The organism is Lysinibacillus sp. UBA5990 (genome assembly GCF_002429815.1).
GTDB classification, from domain to species: domain Bacteria; phylum Bacillota; class Bacilli; order Bacillales_A; family Planococcaceae; genus Lysinibacillus; species Lysinibacillus fusiformis.
In genome coordinates, this window is the sequence record NZ_DJAY01000005.1 from 127,170 (window position 1) to 141,531 (window position 14,362).

Genomic DNA, 14,362 nt, shown 5'->3' on the forward strand with positions numbered 1-14,362 from the left:
TTACATATTGCGAAAGGAGGAGCCGTTATGTAACTACTTTTCTGATGACCTTAACATGTAAAACAATTCGATTAGGAGGTTATTCTAAATGGAACTAAATACAGCGGAAATTCAAGCAACTACGCAAACAATTGTATTAAACACAATTGCTGAATTACTCGAACAAATTGTCAGTAACAAGCCTGAAACTTCGAAGGAATGGATGTCTATACAAGAAGCGTGCCAATATATCAGCATCTCTTTCAACACCTTCAACAAGTTTCGAGTTATGGGACTTAAAGTTGCCGAAATCGACGGTGTAAAGCGCGTGTCTAAAACCGAAATTGACCGCTTCCTTCTTGAACATTCATTTTAATTCCACGCAGTAAACAACTTTTCTATTAGCGTCCGCTAATTAAAAATCTCATTATTTCTAAACTAAAAACAACTTACGGTGGCAAATTACGCTATTTTTTAGACAACTCGAACCCGTAATTTTATAATAAAAGTGTTACTTTCGATTAGTAACGCTGGTTATATTCCCTTTGTAATTTGTCCCCGTAATTATAGGAGGAATACTAACTATGCCAAGAAAATCAAATACTGCTATTAAGGCCTATAAGAAAAAAGACGGTAAAATTTATTATATGTTTAAAGTATATCTCGGTTTAGATGCATTAACGGGAAAACCGCAATATACGACGCGCCGAGGCTTTAGATCTTTAAAAGAAGCTGAAATTGCGCTGGCACGTATTCAAGTAGAAATCGCTAAAGGTAAGTTTCAAAAAAGAACTTATGAAACATACCGCGAGCTATATGAGGCATGGATAGAAGTCTATAAAAACACAGTCGAAGAAAGCACGCTCAATAAAACGCTGAAATACTTTGAGCATCATATCCTTTCTGCAATCGGTGACTATCGTATAGAGCAGTTAAACGTGGATGTATGTCAAAAATTCGTTAACCAATTGCACGAGAAATTAGCGAAAGCCCGCACGATCAAAGCTTACGCATCAAAAGTATTGGATTACGCAGTTAAACGTGATTTAATACCATCCAATCCATTTAAGTTGGTGGAGATGCCAAAAAAGCGCGCGCACAAATCGACAATCAAAAAAGTAGAGCGCAATTTCTATACGAAGGATGAATTAAACAAACTGCTAACAGTTATGAAAGAAGAAACGAATCGGAAAGCATACGTTGCCATCCATATTCTTGCCTTTACTGGAATGCGAAAAGGCGAATTATCAGCGCTCACTTGGGAGGATATTGATTTTGAGAAAAAGGAAATGACAATCAATAAAGCAATTGCACGAGGATTAGAAAATACTATGTATGAGAAATCAACGAAGACTGGTGTTAGTCGAACTATCAGCTTAGACGACGAAACAATTAATCTTCTACAAGAATGGCAAATTGACCTTAAAAACTCTTTAGGTAGACGATTTAAAAAGAAAAAGCAGTTAGTTTTGCCGAACGAGGACAATAGTTATTTGCAAACGACAAAGACGAGAAAATGGCTCAATTATGTCATTGATAAGTATGAACTACCGCCACTTACAACTCATGGATTGCGCCACACGCATACGTCAATGCTAATAGAGGCGGGCGCTAACATGAAACAGGTCCAAATGCGTCTTGGTCATTCCGACATCAAAACTACTATGGATATTTACACGCATTTAACTGCGCATGCCGAAAAAGAAACAGTCAATTTGTTCGCAGACTTCTTAAAATCCTGACCACAAATTGACCATAAAATTGACCATATAAAGATGAAATTGAATGAAATTAGATGAAAGTAAATGAATCTCTAAAAACGACAAAAACCCTTGAATATCAAGGGTTTTGAGGTTCATTGAAATCAGATGAAATTCAATGATATTCGTATTATGGAGACGGCGGGAGTCGATAAACCATATTATTTGAATGTTAAACATTATGCAAAATCGCTATAAATCTGCGTTCTTGTGTATATGAAAATGAAATACTTATCATAAGAATTAAATATCTTGTTACCAAAAGTGTTACCACATGACCGCCATAATTAGGTGGTCTTTTTCGTATCTAACTCAAACCAGCTGTTTTTCTACTTCTTTTTCAGCCTGTTTGCCTTTCTCTTCATTTGTCACTTTAATATATGAATAAAAATCGCTCTGTTTATACTTAATTTTGGTGTATTTAAAATACTTGAAGTATATCTTTTTCAAATATTCATCATAATCATTTTGCTCGTTAAGTCTATATCCGATTACGTATTTTTCGAATCCTAAAGTAGTATAATACACGTTCAATATTTCATCAGTTACATGGTGAGTTGCAGCCCCAGGAATTGAAATGGGTATGTATAAAACCTCGTCACTTTTCCATATTGGCATATTTATAGATTGCTTTGACTTTAATGATGTATCATCATAAGATGATACAATTTCGACTTTCAAATCTAGTACATTATTTTCTGTAAGATTTTCAAGAACTAAAAAAGTCATCCTGGTTTTTTCGTCATCATGCGAAAGTGACTCCAAAACGTTTCTAATGTCATTAGTATATAATATAGTACAGTCTCTATCATTAAAGGGATAATCCGTCTCAACCTGTTCGTACCTAATGAAAGCCATTTTTTCCATTCTAAATTGTTTTTTATCTTTTCTCTGATTAACAACAGTTGTTAAAACAAAAGTTACAAATCCGACGACAATAGGTATAATCCACACATAACGTAATAAATCAACTGTTTCCGTTGAAACCTGAGCTTCTATTTCTCCCACCTCCCATTTGGTATATTTTAGCACACAATCACTTGTAAACAACATATCCAACCCTACGAGGCACAATCACAATCTTTTTATCAACAGGCTTGTTAACATTTGTGAATTCCTTTTTGAATTTCATTTCTTCATATTGAACTTCCAAATCAAAAATCGTTAATTGCCCTTGCTGTTCCATGTATTCAAAATGAGTCATGTTCTATTTCCCCTTTCACCATTCAAGCCAATTTTCTAAGTTTGGTCTACTACATATTTCCGAACGACTATCACGCTCATTCAGCCAGTTATAGAAAGGTACTGGACGCTCTCTATCTGCTGTTTCTTCTATAGATGATGAATTAGTCACCTTTATGCTAGAACGCTTTATAGCCTTGTTATACGCTCCTGTGAATACGGCTCTTAATGTACTTGTAATAGTTAATGTACCGTTCACAATATCGCGGATAATGTTAGCTAAAACGTCCTTAGCGTTCACAAAATCACGTATATCGTTCATTTTTGTGGCTAGTATGCATTTATGCAGTTGATCTTTTAAATCATCTCTCATAGGCAGCGATTGCATAAAGTCAAATAGCATCACCTGATATTCATTCATGTATTCCTTACAAGCTTCTTTTTCAGCGTGAGCATTATTATATATTTCTTGTAAAGTGCTTGTTTTAAAAGATAAATGATTAAACGATTTAGATGATTGGTTTTCAGTTTGTTGCGCTTCAATCTTACTCTCACAAGGCTTTTCGTCATTTTCACGCTCGGACATTAACGCTGGGACATTGTAAGGCAAAATAATGTAGATGCTTGCTCCCTGCCCACCTTTGCTTTTAACAGTCGTTTCTTACTTAACAATTCCTAACGATTCCAGTTTTGAAATAGCTCGATAAACTGTCTTTGTGCTGATCTCCAATGCTGCAGCAATTGTGGCAGCTTTCAAATGACAAGCTCCTGGATTCTCTAAACTATGAGAAGCAAGTTTGAAAACGATGGCGCGCTCTGATTCCGTTAAATCGTAGTAATGAGCAGCCATGTGATTTTCTACAGCTGTGTCCATATCTGCTATTGATTCAAATGTTGTATATTGTGCTAAGTATTCAAATGCCATCGTTTTCACCTCACTTTCACTTAAAAGTGTAAATAATACACTGTTTGATAATAATATATATCATAAAAGTGGAAGTGTAAATAAAAAATACACTTAAAAGTGAATTTATATTTTATTTCAGTGTATTTATAAGCTATAATAGTGGTAACAATAATTATTGAGGCGGTGAAAAAACATGAGCATGGCAAAGAAAATTAAATTGTTAATGGTTGAAAGAGATGTAACAGCTGCTAAATTGGCTGAAAAACTAGGTACTTCCCAATCCAATATTTCTAATAAGCTAAAGAGAGATAATTTTAGTGAAAATGAATTAGAGGAAATTGCAAACGCATTAGATGCAAAATATGAGGCTCATTTCGTTTTAGAGGATGGACGCAAGTTTTAAGTAACAGATAACTATTAGTTGTCTGTTTTTTTATATGTACTATTGGTAGGATTTTCTATAGAATGAAATTACAATTATCTGTAAGGAGTGCATGACATGGACACTATCGCTGAAACAATCAAATTTGCTGGCTTTGGTAAGAAGAAAGCAATGGCTAAACAAATTCAAATGTTCGATGATCGACTAACTGAACAAGGTGAAACGCTACTAGCTGTATGTGCATCCGTTAAAGGCATCAAACAGCTTTATGTAACTGACAAACGTATTCTATTACATGAAATAAAAGGCATTGTTTCGAACGATGAAAGAAGCATTCCTTTAACATCAATTAGTAGTATCAACATTTCCAATAAGCTTGTTTACTCAACAATCGAAATCGTTTCTACTGGAAACAAAGCAATTATTGACGATGTGCCAGCGCATATAGCACTTGAAATTAAGAGTGGGATTGAGAACCTTAAAGCAATGGCTAAAACATCAACTGCACCTGCAGGTAAACAGGAAAAGGACATGTATGATGTAGCCGATGAAATTAGAGAATTGAAAGATCTATTAGATGATGGGATATTAACGCAAGAAGAATTTGACGCGAAGAAAAAGCAATTGTTAGGAATCTAGTCACTCATTCGAGTGGCTTTTTTTATGAAAGTTTTTAGCAAAAGAGTAAAATAATATACATAAAGCTATTTACTTTATTGAATAGATATAGTATAATAAAAGTATAGAAAGGAGGTGAACAAGAGTGGATGAATTTGAAAAAATCCTTGCAACAGTCGCACTTGTCGCAACAACGTTCAAAGCTATCACATCAGGCTTTAAAGACATTTACGACATGACACAAGGAACAAAGAAAAAGCGACGCTCCCCCGCAAAGAAGAAACGTCGCAAATAAGCTGTGAAGGAGGTTAACCCCTCCTTCTCAATCAAATTATATCACATCCACTTACATGTATGAAAAAATTGCTTCAAAGATTCGGTTACACAAACATTGCTTTATTAATTGCCAGTACAATCATAATAATGGTATACGTTGATTTTCAGAATCCATCAACTTTAGATTATGTTTTAATTGCATTGTATGGAATCACAATCTTAATTCACATCACAAGACTTATTCTGTTAATGTTTAAAGCGAGGTGAGGTTAATGGAATACAAATTTAGTTCAACCGAAGAACTTCTAGAATTTCTAAATGAAGAATTGCTTTCTGCAGCCGAAGCAACTGAGGTATTGGAAATATCGAAAGTAAGACTTGGGAAATTAGTAAAAGACGGAAAGTTAATAGCAGCTAAAGATCAACCTAAAATGTTTTTAAAAAGCATGTTATTAGAGAAAAAAGATGAACTCGAAACACTACGCAAAAAGTATAGACCGTATGATGAATAAAAAGAGGACCAGGTACTCACTTTCAATTGAGCGCCTGGTCTTTATTTTGGTGACTGATTAATAATTTTTCTACCTGAGTTTTTAAAGCCATATTAGCATCATTGATCTTAACGGCCTCTGTGGTAAAAACGTTCCGTTCACTTTCAATTTTGATTATAGCGCTATCATGTAAAGTAAATTCGTATTTGTGCATCATCTCATCTCTTTACCAACAACTTACAGTAAATTGGTAGACAAATCTATAAAAGGTGGCAAAATTTCTTTTTGGTCCTATTGCCGACAAAATGCAACAAACATTTATTACTTTTTTCAGTCTGCTTAAAAATGACTTCGGAACTTAATCTAATAGGTATTTAGTATTAAATTACAAAATTACCTATATTTAACTTTATGTATATGTAATAATAGAATCCTATTCTACAAAAATATAATTTCGGAGGTAATTAAGAATGAAAAAAATTTTTACTTTATTAAGTCTTTTAGTTTTATTCAGCACTACTATTTCAGTTCCTTTTGCTAGTGCAAATGAAGAAGAGTTTCTGCACTCTACCAATGCTAGCCAAATGGAAGTAGACACACAAAGTGAGTATGATTTGAAAGCGCTCGAGATAATAAAAGAATTAGAAACATCAGATGAAGGTGTTATAGTAGAAGAATATCAAGCAGAAGAATATAAGATAGATGAAGAAGTTATAGTAGAAGAATATCAAGCAGAAGAATATAAGATAGATGAAGAAGTTGAGAAAGCTATAATTTTAAAAAAGGGTAAAAAGCCACCCAAAAAGGATCCATCTAAATCTGGACCTGTTTACAAGACAGATAAAGAAGCAACTACAGCTGCAAAGAAACTCGGTTATACTAAAATATCAGAGACATGTGGTAAAGCTGCAATTTTCAGAAACAAAAAAGGAAAACCTGAATATATATCTCGTGATATAGATGGTCATATTGGTGGAGCTTGGAAAGGTGGCTCTTCACCTAGTACTATCTGTTCAAAAGACACTAGGAGTGGTACATATGATAAAAACCTCACAAGGATTGGCGACTAAATCTATTCATACTAAGTCTGGGGTTCCCATTACTGAACCGTGGAGTTCTTCAATGTATTTTAATGCGTCAATGGAAAACCGTGTTCGATTCTTAACGGATTATTTTAAAGAAGTTCGAGTGGATGGGATTCGAAAGTTTATTAATGACCTCACACTGGATGATCCCACTGTTGATCTATTCATTTCTTTAGAATACGATAATAAAAAGAAATACATCTCTAATAACTTATCCAAGCGTATACGCTTAGTTAATTGGAAAGAATATAAACTTACAAGTGAAGAGTTTGATCTTTATGAAGGCTTTGGTAAGATTGCATTAATAAAAGATGTAGCAGTAAATGACACCATTTTATATACAATAGATGCGCTTCTCAACAAAAATAAGTGTGCCTCTAATGCTGTATTTTTTATTGTCACGAGTAAGTATTTAGTTCATTTCGGAGCGAGTGGGGACGTAATTAATATACTTTCTACAGATCCTATAAATATTAAAAACCTAAAAATGAATTATAAAGGTATTTTTGATACTTTTTATGATGAACCTTTAAGCTAACTTCAGTAATTAAATATGTAAACGCAAAAAGCCCGTCATCACTGTGATTTGAACATTAATGACGGGCTTTGATTTTTATTTAACTTTACGTTCAATATAAATCAATGCATACTCCAATATTTTCTCTGTTGAATAATTATCAACATCAGTATGTGGCGATGTAAATGTACCATCCGCTACTGCTTTACGAATTAAATTACGCCCTTTGTCCTCCACAGTTGATGATGTGGAAGGCTTCAGCATTTTACCGACCGCTTTTGCTAGTTGTCCTGCAATCGCTTGGCATATCTTCTCAAAGTCTCGCTTGTACATTGCAACATCTACGCTATCATTTACAAAGCATACTTCAATCAAGTAACAAGGTTTATTCGTACCTTTTAGCAATCCTAAATCAGTACGAATTTTCACCCCACGATTCTGCAATCCACTCGCGTTACTAATCGCATCTGTAATAGCTGTAGCTGTATCAATATTTTTCCCACTATAAATAAGTGTCTCTGTGCCGATGCCTTTGTTGTGTGTGCCTGGAACTGAATTAAAGTGAATAGACACATCAATTTCTCGGCTCGATTTATTATGTTGTGCAATCAACCATTTGATGTTTGCTGCCTGCGATTTACTCACGTTATCCTCAATGTAATTTGTAATAATACCTGCTGCACGTAAAATAGACGTTACACGCTTTGCTACGTTGATTGCTTCGGTTCCTTCGTCGATTAATCCCATAGCTCCAGTATTCTTTCCTCGATGTCCTGGGGAAACTGTAATCATTTATTACCACCGTCCTTTTTATCATCGTTGTCCATTTGCAATTGCGTTAATGCATTGGTTAAAAATTGAGGTACTTTGATTCCGAGTTTACCTAGATTCTCAATCATCGAAATACCTTCCATGCCGATTAAAAACAATATCATAGCGTTACGCATGAAGTTGCCACTCTCTGTTGCTAAGTCCAATTGCACTGCTGCAATAACCATTAAAACCATTGCTGTTTTTTTAATCAAACCTTTAAATGCCTTTTTACTTTCAACGTTTTTATGGATGAATCCAACCATGATGCCAAGAATATAATCAATTACCATGAAGATGATAAAAGCTTTGATTAGATGGTCAATGCCACCGACAAGGTATGCTAACCATGCCATTGAGCCACCTACTAGTGACGTGTATAATGTATCTGTTTTCATTTGACACCTTCCTTTTCTGCATAATAAAAGCCCTCCACAGATGATTGTGGAAGGCATGAAATCAATGGTTATTTATTTGACTAATAGCAGCTGCTAACCAAAAGCCAATTGCGCTGATAAATAGTAATGTTACAATCGGATTCTCATATACAAGTTGCATTTCCTCACCTCATTTTTGGCATAAAAAATAACGCTTGCTTATGCTTGCGTTTGTTGTGTATCCATATCTGTTAATAGTTGCGTATATTCTTCATCTGCCAGTTGATTATTGGCGTAGAAGACATTTACCTTCTTTAACATGTCGTCATAGCTGTAACGGTTACGATCAATTAAAAATTTACATAAGTCATAAACCTTCATTATAATTTTCCTCCCTCGATGCCCATTTCATTCATGGTAATTAAGTATTCTGTATTGATAAGCGTTTGCGCCTGCATTTCTTCAACTGTTGGTGCTGGCTCAATAGGTAATGGTTCGGGTACATCATCCACAATAAGTGTTTTCGTAATCGCTGACGCTTTTTTACCGTCACTAGTATACTCAATAACGTGATAACCGTCGTCGTCATACTCGCGTAAAATGTGACTCATATGAATAGCCCTCCCTGTATACGGTAGTATCCATCATTAGACATTCCTACACTTATTTCTAATGATTTATTAAACTTTATCGGCCTATTAATCCATAGGACACCCATAGACGATGTTGTTACCCCAGGCGTGTACGTTCCTGAGGGTGTTATAACTGAGGATAGACCATTCCTAGTAATATGAACAAATGGTGTAGAAGCCCCCGCCCAATCGCCTATTGGTACTACCCCTACGGCGTAAGCTGTTGTAGGTGGTGCTTGAACCATTACCACTCCGTCTACAATTACTCGTATAGAAGCAGTATTAGGATTACTAGATGCTACTGCTAACGCTAAGTCTAACAACCCAGACCCTGTTACACTGTACACTACTGTACCACTTGATGCTCCTAAGTTACTCTGTATCTGAAATGGCACAAATTTATTTGCCTCAAAAGGAGAATCCATTTTGACAATCTTAGTATTCATACCATCTATACTTGAAGCTAGCTGATCTACGCCTGTTTTAGTAATATCAGTAGTGGTTTTTATACCATCAACTGTATTTTTTATTGCTAATTGTGTAGCTTTGTCAGGAAAATACCCTTTATCAATCCCTGCCATCATTCTACCTCCTGTTGAATATAATAAAAGCCGCCTGCATCTACTCCAAATCCTATACGATATTTCTTGTTATTATCGCTGTTAGTGTATATGTGAGGCATTGAATTAGTCATATGGCTTTCAATTTCCTGCCTAACATTAATCACCTCATTCTTTACCTCGTTAATGGCACCGCCAATTGTTTTATCCTCTGTTTCTAAATCAGGAATAGATGCCGTACCTTTTTGTAATTCACTTACTGCAGCATCCAAGACTTCCATATTTTCATTAATGTCTGATATTAAAACACTTTCGGTTCCCTCAGGTTTTTTTAAATTTAAATTCGGTGTGTATTTCATTAGCTCACCCCATCCCATACTCTTATATCATCCCAAGTTAAATTACTTACACTCCCCCAGGTACGATTTTTCACAAAGTCCCAAACGTTGAAAGTGTACGCATAGCCAAACTCTAAATGAGCTGGCACAATAATTTCTATCACTTGCATAAGGCCCTCCAAGTTATTAGGAATGCCCTTTGTGCCAATGAATTTGATTTCATATACGCCAGGTGTATTTGTTTTATTTATTTCTACTTCACCATTACTATAAGCAGCTGCTACATCTTTAATAGTTTCTTCGGTTGTTTGGTCAAAGCTTGCTCTGTATCGTGAAATAATTTGTTCCCTGCGTTGGTCATAGCGTAATGTGCTATTTGGTTTAATGCCAAGATCACGTTCATAAATAGGTAATGCTTCAATAGCTGTATCGATAAAAATGTTACGGTTCACGATTTCAAGTTGTTGCTCTGCATTCCTTAGTTCTCTATCATCGGCTGTAAGTACTGTTCTAAAGGTATTGGATTTACGCTCATATAAAGGTAAATACTTCATCATATCCGATAGATAGTCTTTTGTTGAAACAACAATACTTGTAATCATCTCAGCTCTTGTCTGCATGATAATAGGTGATTGAACCACCTTTACCCCTTGCGATAGTTGCTCAGTGATTACCTCATTTGTTGCGCCTGTTGAAGCAATTGAAACACCTTGCGTCTGCAATTCTGTTTCGGTAATCATCAAGGCAAGTCTAAAGCATTCCCATTGGTGCGCTGATAACTCACCCCAGGTAAAGACTGATACTTGGCCCCACTCAGATTGTGGTATAGCGTGCATTTGTCCTCACCTACCTTAAACGGACAATTAAATAGTTTTTAGGGATCTTGTATTGGCTTGATATATCGATGTTCTTTGTAAATTCTGCTTGCGATTTAAACAGCAAATTGCCACCTGTTTTTGCATCAAGAATCCCAATGTGCGTAATATCTCCCCATGTCTCTGCAGCAATAGGAAACAAAATATCAGCGCTGTTCGATGTTTGGCCATCTGTTGGCGCTGTGAAGCCTGCAGGTTGTCGTGAGTAGCTTGCTGCATTTACTTCTACGTCACCATTAAATAAGGCAACAAATACTTGCGTAGTTCGTAAATTGTCCGTTAGAACTTTATTTTTTAAATGCACTGTCATATGATTCATTCATTTACACCTCCCATTACTGGAACCCCAACATCAGGAATAACCACGTTAGCAGTTGATCCATTGATAAGTAAATCCTGATAATCCATAACCCCATCACTATCTATAATGAGCGCTACAATCTTTGCGTAACTCACAAAAGAAGCTTTGAAGGCTATTTCTCTCAAATGATTAGTAATGTTCTTTTTGATATTTGTTTTTACGATTTCCTCCGTGTAACCAGGTAATAATTTGAGGGCTACAGATAAATTGAGGAACAATGCAGCTGCAGGTATTACAAGTAAATCCTCTACACCAAACGGCATTTCCTTCTTAATATGTTTTCTCACATCTTCTACTAATTCAACCGATGCAGGTAGCTTATTCGCATCGATCACGACAACCTTCATTGTTAAGGGACCTTTGTAGCGAGGGAATATCTTTGCATCCCCTGTCCCTGTGACTTCTAAGGTCCATTCACGGTAATGATATTCATTTCCTGATTTCCCTGGACGTTGAAACTTATCATAATAGCGCACAAGTAAATCTTTTTTTGATTCCTCATCATAGCCATTTACTACAGGCTCAGGATTGTAGACATTCACCAAGTCATTAATAGATGCAGGAAAGTTTACAATTGTGTTCGCTGGCACGTTTCCTATTTGGCCAAACTCATTACATTGGATACGAACATGAGCGAATCCACTTTCATTAAGAACGGCTTCTTCAATTACTGAGTATAAAATTGTTTCTGTGCCTACTAATTCACCAACCTTAACAAGAGTACCAGCAGTACCGGAAACAATAACAGTTGTTGTGGCTTGTGTAGCAGGTTTACGCATTCGCCCTGTACGCTGATATACTATTTTTGTTAGCTCGTCACCTGTTAAATTTTCAATATCTAACTTATCTCGTACTGCAGCAATTTCCTTTTGATGTTCGGCAAATTCAACGGCCACAGGTTTTGTAATATCATAAACAAAATTACCTTTTGACTTGTCATAATCATTGCTGATATTTGCCATTATCCGATCATGTATGATCTTTTCATCTTCCATCTACGCTGCCACCTTCTTTATTGGCTCGTCAATTTCGAATGCTCCCTCTACTGTGACGACTCTGAATTTTATTCGCATCCACTTTCCACCATGGTTGAACTGCCATTCCTGAATTTCTTGAATGTGTGTATGTTCCATCAAGGATGCTGAGACTTCTCGTTTTATTTCTGCTTCAATAAAGGCGCGTGGTAAGCTAGAACCTATCAAATCCTCCAATGTCACCCCATAAGGAATGTCTTTGTAAATGCGGAATCGAAAGCGCTCAGTTTTAAGCACTTTTAAGATCCATTGTTTTAAGGTTTCGAGTCCATGTATCTCAACCATTTTTCCATTTCTAAATACAAAATCACCTTTATCAAAGTCATACAAAAAAGACTTACCTAGTGGCGGCAAGTCCGGTTTAATTTCCTGTGTATCAAATTCTAGTTGTGCGATCTTAGGTAACATTATTCAAACCTCACCGCCTTACCTACAACAAAATAAAGCTGTTCATCTGCAGTCGGTAACAATATTACCTCGTCACCTTCTTTGATCGTATCCTTTGTTTTAGATTTCACTTCTCTAGCTTCAAATGATTGAAATTGGCTATCTGTAAATCGAATTTCACCCTCCAGCTCAATTTCACGTTCATAATCTTCAAGGACATGAGCAGCGAAAACCAATTGGCTATTTGTTAGTATGACTGTATCATTTAAGCGTATTTGAGCATTAGGCGGTGGCGAAATAACAATACCAGTAGACATTGAAACTTGCTTAGGATTTTCATTTTGTTTAAGCATTTTAGCTAAAGTCGTAATCGAATCCATTTACTTCACCTCTAATGTAGGCTTCATGGTATGAATGCCTTTGCTAATCGTGTGCAACACATCTTTAATTAAAAAAGTACCTTTAATACCTGTGGTTGGTTCCTCTAATTTGAACAACCGGCCAGCTCTAAAATCATCATGGCCCATCAAATCAACGCTATTTTCCTCTATCACTTTTGAAAACTGTTTTAATTCGTTTTCTGCAATCTGTTTAGCGCTTTTCTTTTCATTCTGATCTAGCTTCACAACTTTTGTAATACGGCCATACTTCTCAGCCATTTTATTATCAGACTTGGTTAAAACCACTTTGTCATTGTTTCCGACAACTTGGATTGTATTAGCCATTTCTGTAATGCTGCGTCTTTTAGAGGGATTCATAAGGGCCGAATGAATATCGTACTTTGGGCCACCTTCAAACAATTGAAATGTGCCTGTTACCACTACATCACCTTGCTTTTCGATGTATAGTTTGCCCTGGCGCATTTCCATGAGGTATTTCACGCCTAATGATTGTTCTGCAATAGTAAGAATTTCTTTGATAATTTCGCTTACCTTTTTATCATTGAATATCTTCTCAATAGGTTTAGGTATAGATACAATCTTACCAACTTGGATATTGAAATCTTTAGCGATTTTCTTGATACAAGCATCTGCAGATAATTTTTTAAATTGATATACAGCTGAGGATTTATTTAGATAAAAGGCATAATCAAAGGCAACATAAGCAATTGGTGATCTGCCATTTTTCAGCTCGTCCACAATAATAGCTCGAGTAATCTCTTTGCCATTATTATAAAGGGCCACCATATCGCCAATGTCACATGGATTTTTAGGGAAGTAGTTCGTATCAGTAAACGCAATACTAAAATTGATTTCGTCCCCTAGTTCCTCCATGTTGCTACGCCAGGTTAATGTGCCAAGCAAGGGCGTAATATTCGTCATGGTTTCACCTTTAATTAACCATAATTCATGGGCCATTATTTCACCTTCTTTGTTTCTAAAATAATCTCTTTAAATTCTGATAGGACCAGTGAATAATAAACATCACCCGAACCGTCTTGAAGTCCAGCCTCAAAGCTTTCGATCGTCATTAGCATATTAATAGGTGTGTTTGACATAATCAGGCGAATTGGCATTCGTTTATCTATCCAACCCTCTATGATCTCGTAATACTCCCACCCAAAATATTTATTGCTTCGTGAAAATGGATACACCTTTGAAGGGAAAAAGGAATCAATCGTAAGTGATTTCAAGCCTCTACGTCCAAGTAATTTAATGTCACCCTGATTAATTGTTGTAAAGACTTCATTGCTCACAGGACTAGGTATTTTAAAATCAGGCGGCACTATAGGAAGTTGAATAATTTGTTTTCGATCCATTGTGCTTAGAAAAATATCCATCTGTTCAACCC

General features: G+C 35.9%; 25 protein-coding genes. 8 read left to right on the forward strand and 17 right to left on the reverse strand.

Translation table 11 applies throughout. From position 1 onward, the window contains the following. Nucleotides 1–88: 88 nt before the first annotated feature. Together B3D94_RS03500 and B3D94_RS03505 are read left to right on the forward strand one after the other, a co-directional pair. Nucleotides 89–355 (forward strand): DNA-binding protein, encoded by a 267-nt coding sequence (locus B3D94_RS03500; protein ID WP_291754730.1) that lies wholly within the window; start codon nt 89–91, stop codon nt 353–355. Nucleotides 356–563: 208 nt separating this feature from the next. Beyond that, nucleotides 564–1,721, forward strand: a complete 1,158-nt coding sequence (locus B3D94_RS03505) for a site-specific integrase (RefSeq protein WP_291754733.1) — start codon at nt 564–566, stop codon at nt 1,719–1,721. A 330-nt stretch (nt 1,722–2,051) separates the two neighbouring features. Here B3D94_RS03505 and B3D94_RS03510 read toward each other — a convergent pair whose 3' ends face one another. The 4 genes from B3D94_RS03510 to B3D94_RS03525 are packed head-to-tail and all read right to left on the reverse strand — an operon-like array spanning nt 2,052 to nt 3,846. Next, nucleotides 2,052–2,792, reverse strand: a complete 741-nt coding sequence (locus B3D94_RS03510) for a hypothetical protein (protein ID WP_291754735.1) — start codon at nt 2,790–2,792, stop codon at nt 2,052–2,054. After that, a complete protein-coding gene (locus tag B3D94_RS03515; RefSeq protein WP_291754737.1) occupies nt 2,776–2,943 on the reverse strand; it encodes a hypothetical protein in 168 nt (55 codons plus the stop codon). Before B3D94_RS03515 ends, B3D94_RS03510 begins: the two co-directional genes overlap by 17 nt. 15 nt (nt 2,944–2,958) lie before the next feature. After that, the gene (locus B3D94_RS03520) at nt 2,959–3,531 is read right to left on the reverse strand and encodes a helix-turn-helix domain-containing protein (protein ID WP_291754739.1); all 573 of its coding nucleotides are present in this window, start codon (nt 3,529–3,531) and stop codon (nt 2,959–2,961) included. Nucleotides 3,532–3,582: 51 nt separating this feature from the next. Then, the gene (locus B3D94_RS03525) at nt 3,583–3,846 is read right to left on the reverse strand and encodes a helix-turn-helix domain-containing protein (RefSeq protein ID WP_291754741.1); all 264 of its coding nucleotides are present in this window, start codon (nt 3,844–3,846) and stop codon (nt 3,583–3,585) included. A 175-nt stretch (nt 3,847–4,021) separates the two neighbouring features. On the opposite strand from B3D94_RS03525, the gene B3D94_RS03530 reads away from it, so the two are divergent. From B3D94_RS03530 to B3D94_RS03555, 6 genes are all read left to right on the forward strand, one after another. Next, nucleotides 4,022–4,231: a helix-turn-helix domain-containing protein gene (locus B3D94_RS03530; RefSeq protein ID WP_099805726.1), complete on the forward strand. Its 210-nt coding sequence runs from the start codon at nt 4,022–4,024 to the stop codon at nt 4,229–4,231. Between the two features lie 96 nt (nt 4,232–4,327). Beyond that, complete coding sequence (locus B3D94_RS03535; protein WP_291754748.1) at nt 4,328–4,849, forward strand: SHOCT domain-containing protein; 522 nt, start codon at nt 4,328–4,330, stop codon at nt 4,847–4,849. 124 nt (nt 4,850–4,973) lie between these two features. Then, entirely contained in the window at nt 4,974–5,123 is a 150-nt protein-coding gene (locus tag B3D94_RS03540; RefSeq protein WP_291754750.1) for a hypothetical protein, read from the forward strand. A 253-nt stretch (nt 5,124–5,376) separates the two neighbouring features. Continuing rightward, a complete protein-coding gene (locus tag B3D94_RS03545) occupies nt 5,377–5,616 on the forward strand; it encodes a DNA-binding protein (RefSeq protein WP_291754752.1) in 240 nt (79 codons plus the stop codon). A 449-nt stretch (nt 5,617–6,065) separates the two neighbouring features. Continuing rightward, complete coding sequence (locus B3D94_RS22980) at nt 6,066–6,665, forward strand: toxin C-terminal domain-containing protein (RefSeq protein ID WP_414673972.1); 600 nt, start codon at nt 6,066–6,068, stop codon at nt 6,663–6,665. Next, complete coding sequence (locus B3D94_RS03555; RefSeq protein WP_036166835.1) at nt 6,634–7,218, forward strand: hypothetical protein; 585 nt, start codon at nt 6,634–6,636, stop codon at nt 7,216–7,218. Before B3D94_RS22980 ends, B3D94_RS03555 begins: the two co-directional genes overlap by 32 nt. Before the next feature lie 75 nt (nt 7,219–7,293). Here the strand turns inward: B3D94_RS03555 and B3D94_RS03560 are convergent, their stop codons facing one another. The 13 genes from B3D94_RS03560 to B3D94_RS03620 all read right to left on the reverse strand — a co-directional run bounded on the left by B3D94_RS03560 (nt 7,294) and on the right by B3D94_RS03620 (nt 14,351). Next, nucleotides 7,294–7,989 carry an N-acetylmuramoyl-L-alanine amidase gene (locus tag B3D94_RS03560; protein WP_054610677.1) on the reverse strand — a complete coding sequence of 232 codons (696 nt, stop codon included), beginning with the start codon at nt 7,987–7,989 and terminating at the stop codon, nt 7,294–7,296. After that, the gene (locus B3D94_RS03565; protein WP_069482490.1) at nt 7,986–8,405 is read right to left on the reverse strand and encodes a phage holin family protein; all 420 of its coding nucleotides are present in this window, start codon (nt 8,403–8,405) and stop codon (nt 7,986–7,988) included. The genes B3D94_RS03560 and B3D94_RS03565 overlap by 4 nt, the downstream gene beginning before the upstream one ends. Nucleotides 8,406–8,603: 198 nt before the next feature. After that, a complete protein-coding gene (locus B3D94_RS03570) occupies nt 8,604–8,765 on the reverse strand; it encodes a hypothetical protein (protein ID WP_155591844.1) in 162 nt (53 codons plus the stop codon). Beyond that, nucleotides 8,765–8,995 (reverse strand): hypothetical protein, encoded by a 231-nt coding sequence (locus tag B3D94_RS03575; RefSeq protein WP_291754766.1) that lies wholly within the window; start codon nt 8,993–8,995, stop codon nt 8,765–8,767. The genes B3D94_RS03570 and B3D94_RS03575 overlap by 1 nt, the downstream gene beginning before the upstream one ends. Further along, a complete protein-coding gene (locus tag B3D94_RS03580; protein ID WP_291754769.1) occupies nt 8,992–9,600 on the reverse strand; it encodes a hypothetical protein in 609 nt (202 codons plus the stop codon). Before B3D94_RS03580 ends, B3D94_RS03575 begins: the two co-directional genes overlap by 4 nt. Further along, entirely contained in the window at nt 9,597–9,935 is a 339-nt protein-coding gene (locus B3D94_RS03585; RefSeq protein ID WP_291754772.1) for a hypothetical protein, read from the reverse strand. Before B3D94_RS03585 ends, B3D94_RS03580 begins: the two co-directional genes overlap by 4 nt. Beyond that, nucleotides 9,935–10,750, reverse strand: a complete 816-nt coding sequence (locus B3D94_RS03590) for a putative phage tail protein (protein WP_291754797.1) — start codon at nt 10,748–10,750, stop codon at nt 9,935–9,937. Before B3D94_RS03590 ends, B3D94_RS03585 begins: the two co-directional genes overlap by 1 nt. A 10-nt stretch (nt 10,751–10,760) precedes the next feature. Further along, a complete protein-coding gene (locus B3D94_RS03595; RefSeq protein ID WP_291754800.1) occupies nt 10,761–11,108 on the reverse strand; it encodes a phage tail fiber protein in 348 nt (115 codons plus the stop codon). Then, on the reverse strand, nt 11,105–12,145 hold the full coding sequence (locus B3D94_RS03600) for a baseplate J/gp47 family protein (RefSeq protein WP_291754802.1): 1,041 nt from the start codon (nt 12,143–12,145) through the stop codon (nt 11,105–11,107). Before B3D94_RS03600 ends, B3D94_RS03595 begins: the two co-directional genes overlap by 4 nt. Continuing rightward, entirely contained in the window at nt 12,146–12,592 is a 447-nt protein-coding gene (locus B3D94_RS03605; protein WP_291754804.1) for a DUF2634 domain-containing protein, read from the reverse strand. It lies immediately after the preceding gene. Continuing rightward, nucleotides 12,592–12,951 carry a DUF2577 domain-containing protein gene (locus tag B3D94_RS03610; RefSeq protein ID WP_291754806.1) on the reverse strand — a complete coding sequence of 120 codons (360 nt, stop codon included), beginning with the start codon at nt 12,949–12,951 and terminating at the stop codon, nt 12,592–12,594. Before B3D94_RS03610 ends, B3D94_RS03605 begins: the two co-directional genes overlap by 1 nt. Continuing rightward, a complete protein-coding gene (locus B3D94_RS03615) occupies nt 12,952–13,929 on the reverse strand; it encodes an XkdQ/YqbQ family protein (protein WP_291754807.1) in 978 nt (325 codons plus the stop codon). It abuts the gene before it with no gap. Beyond that, on the reverse strand, nt 13,929–14,351 hold the full coding sequence (locus B3D94_RS03620; RefSeq protein WP_291754810.1) for a hypothetical protein: 423 nt from the start codon (nt 14,349–14,351) through the stop codon (nt 13,929–13,931). Before B3D94_RS03620 ends, B3D94_RS03615 begins: the two co-directional genes overlap by 1 nt. Nucleotides 14,352–14,362 lie beyond the last annotated feature (11 nt).

Excerpts from the sequence above, each read along its gene's own strand:
- B3D94_RS03500 (WP_291754730.1), top strand. The coding sequence starts at position 89 with ATGGAACTAAATACAGCGGAAATTCAAGCAACTACGCAAACAATTGTA.
- B3D94_RS03505 (WP_291754733.1), top strand. The coding sequence starts at position 564 with ATGCCAAGAAAATCAAATACTGCTATTAAGGCCTATAAGAAAAAAGAC.
- B3D94_RS03510 (WP_291754735.1), bottom strand. The coding sequence starts at position 2,792 with ATGTTGTTTACAAGTGATTGTGTGCTAAAATATACCAAATGGGAGGTG.
- B3D94_RS03515 (WP_291754737.1), bottom strand. The coding sequence starts at position 2,943 with ATGACTCATTTTGAATACATGGAACAGCAAGGGCAATTAACGATTTTT.
- B3D94_RS03525 (WP_291754741.1), bottom strand. The coding sequence starts at position 3,846 with ATGGCATTTGAATACTTAGCACAATATACAACATTTGAATCAATAGCA.
- B3D94_RS03530 (WP_099805726.1), top strand. The coding sequence starts at position 4,022 with ATGAGCATGGCAAAGAAAATTAAATTGTTAATGGTTGAAAGAGATGTA.
- B3D94_RS03535 (WP_291754748.1), top strand. The coding sequence starts at position 4,328 with ATGGACACTATCGCTGAAACAATCAAATTTGCTGGCTTTGGTAAGAAG.
- B3D94_RS03545 (WP_291754752.1), top strand. The coding sequence starts at position 5,377 with ATGGAATACAAATTTAGTTCAACCGAAGAACTTCTAGAATTTCTAAAT.
- B3D94_RS22980 (WP_414673972.1), top strand. The coding sequence starts at position 6,066 with ATGAAAAAAATTTTTACTTTATTAAGTCTTTTAGTTTTATTCAGCACT.
- B3D94_RS03555 (WP_036166835.1), top strand. The coding sequence starts at position 6,634 with ATGATAAAAACCTCACAAGGATTGGCGACTAAATCTATTCATACTAAG.
- B3D94_RS03560 (WP_054610677.1), bottom strand. The coding sequence starts at position 7,989 with ATGATTACAGTTTCCCCAGGACATCGAGGAAAGAATACTGGAGCTATG.
- B3D94_RS03565 (WP_069482490.1), bottom strand. The coding sequence starts at position 8,405 with ATGAAAACAGATACATTATACACGTCACTAGTAGGTGGCTCAATGGCA.
- B3D94_RS03570 (WP_155591844.1), bottom strand. The coding sequence starts at position 8,765 with ATGAAGGTTTATGACTTATGTAAATTTTTAATTGATCGTAACCGTTAC.
- B3D94_RS03575 (WP_291754766.1), bottom strand. The coding sequence starts at position 8,995 with ATGAGTCACATTTTACGCGAGTATGACGACGACGGTTATCACGTTATT.
- B3D94_RS03580 (WP_291754769.1), bottom strand. The coding sequence starts at position 9,600 with ATGATGGCAGGGATTGATAAAGGGTATTTTCCTGACAAAGCTACACAA.
- B3D94_RS03585 (WP_291754772.1), bottom strand. The coding sequence starts at position 9,935 with ATGAAATACACACCGAATTTAAATTTAAAAAAACCTGAGGGAACCGAA.
- B3D94_RS03590 (WP_291754797.1), bottom strand. The coding sequence starts at position 10,750 with ATGCACGCTATACCACAATCTGAGTGGGGCCAAGTATCAGTCTTTACC.
- B3D94_RS03595 (WP_291754800.1), bottom strand. The coding sequence starts at position 11,108 with ATGAATCATATGACAGTGCATTTAAAAAATAAAGTTCTAACGGACAAT.
- B3D94_RS03600 (WP_291754802.1), bottom strand. The coding sequence starts at position 12,145 with ATGGAAGATGAAAAGATCATACATGATCGGATAATGGCAAATATCAGC.
- B3D94_RS03605 (WP_291754804.1), bottom strand. The coding sequence starts at position 12,592 with ATGTTACCTAAGATCGCACAACTAGAATTTGATACACAGGAAATTAAA.
- B3D94_RS03610 (WP_291754806.1), bottom strand. The coding sequence starts at position 12,951 with ATGGATTCGATTACGACTTTAGCTAAAATGCTTAAACAAAATGAAAAT.
- B3D94_RS03615 (WP_291754807.1), bottom strand. The coding sequence starts at position 13,929 with ATGGCCCATGAATTATGGTTAATTAAAGGTGAAACCATGACGAATATT.
- B3D94_RS03620 (WP_291754810.1), bottom strand. The coding sequence starts at position 14,351 with ATGGATATTTTTCTAAGCACAATGGATCGAAAACAAATTATTCAACTT.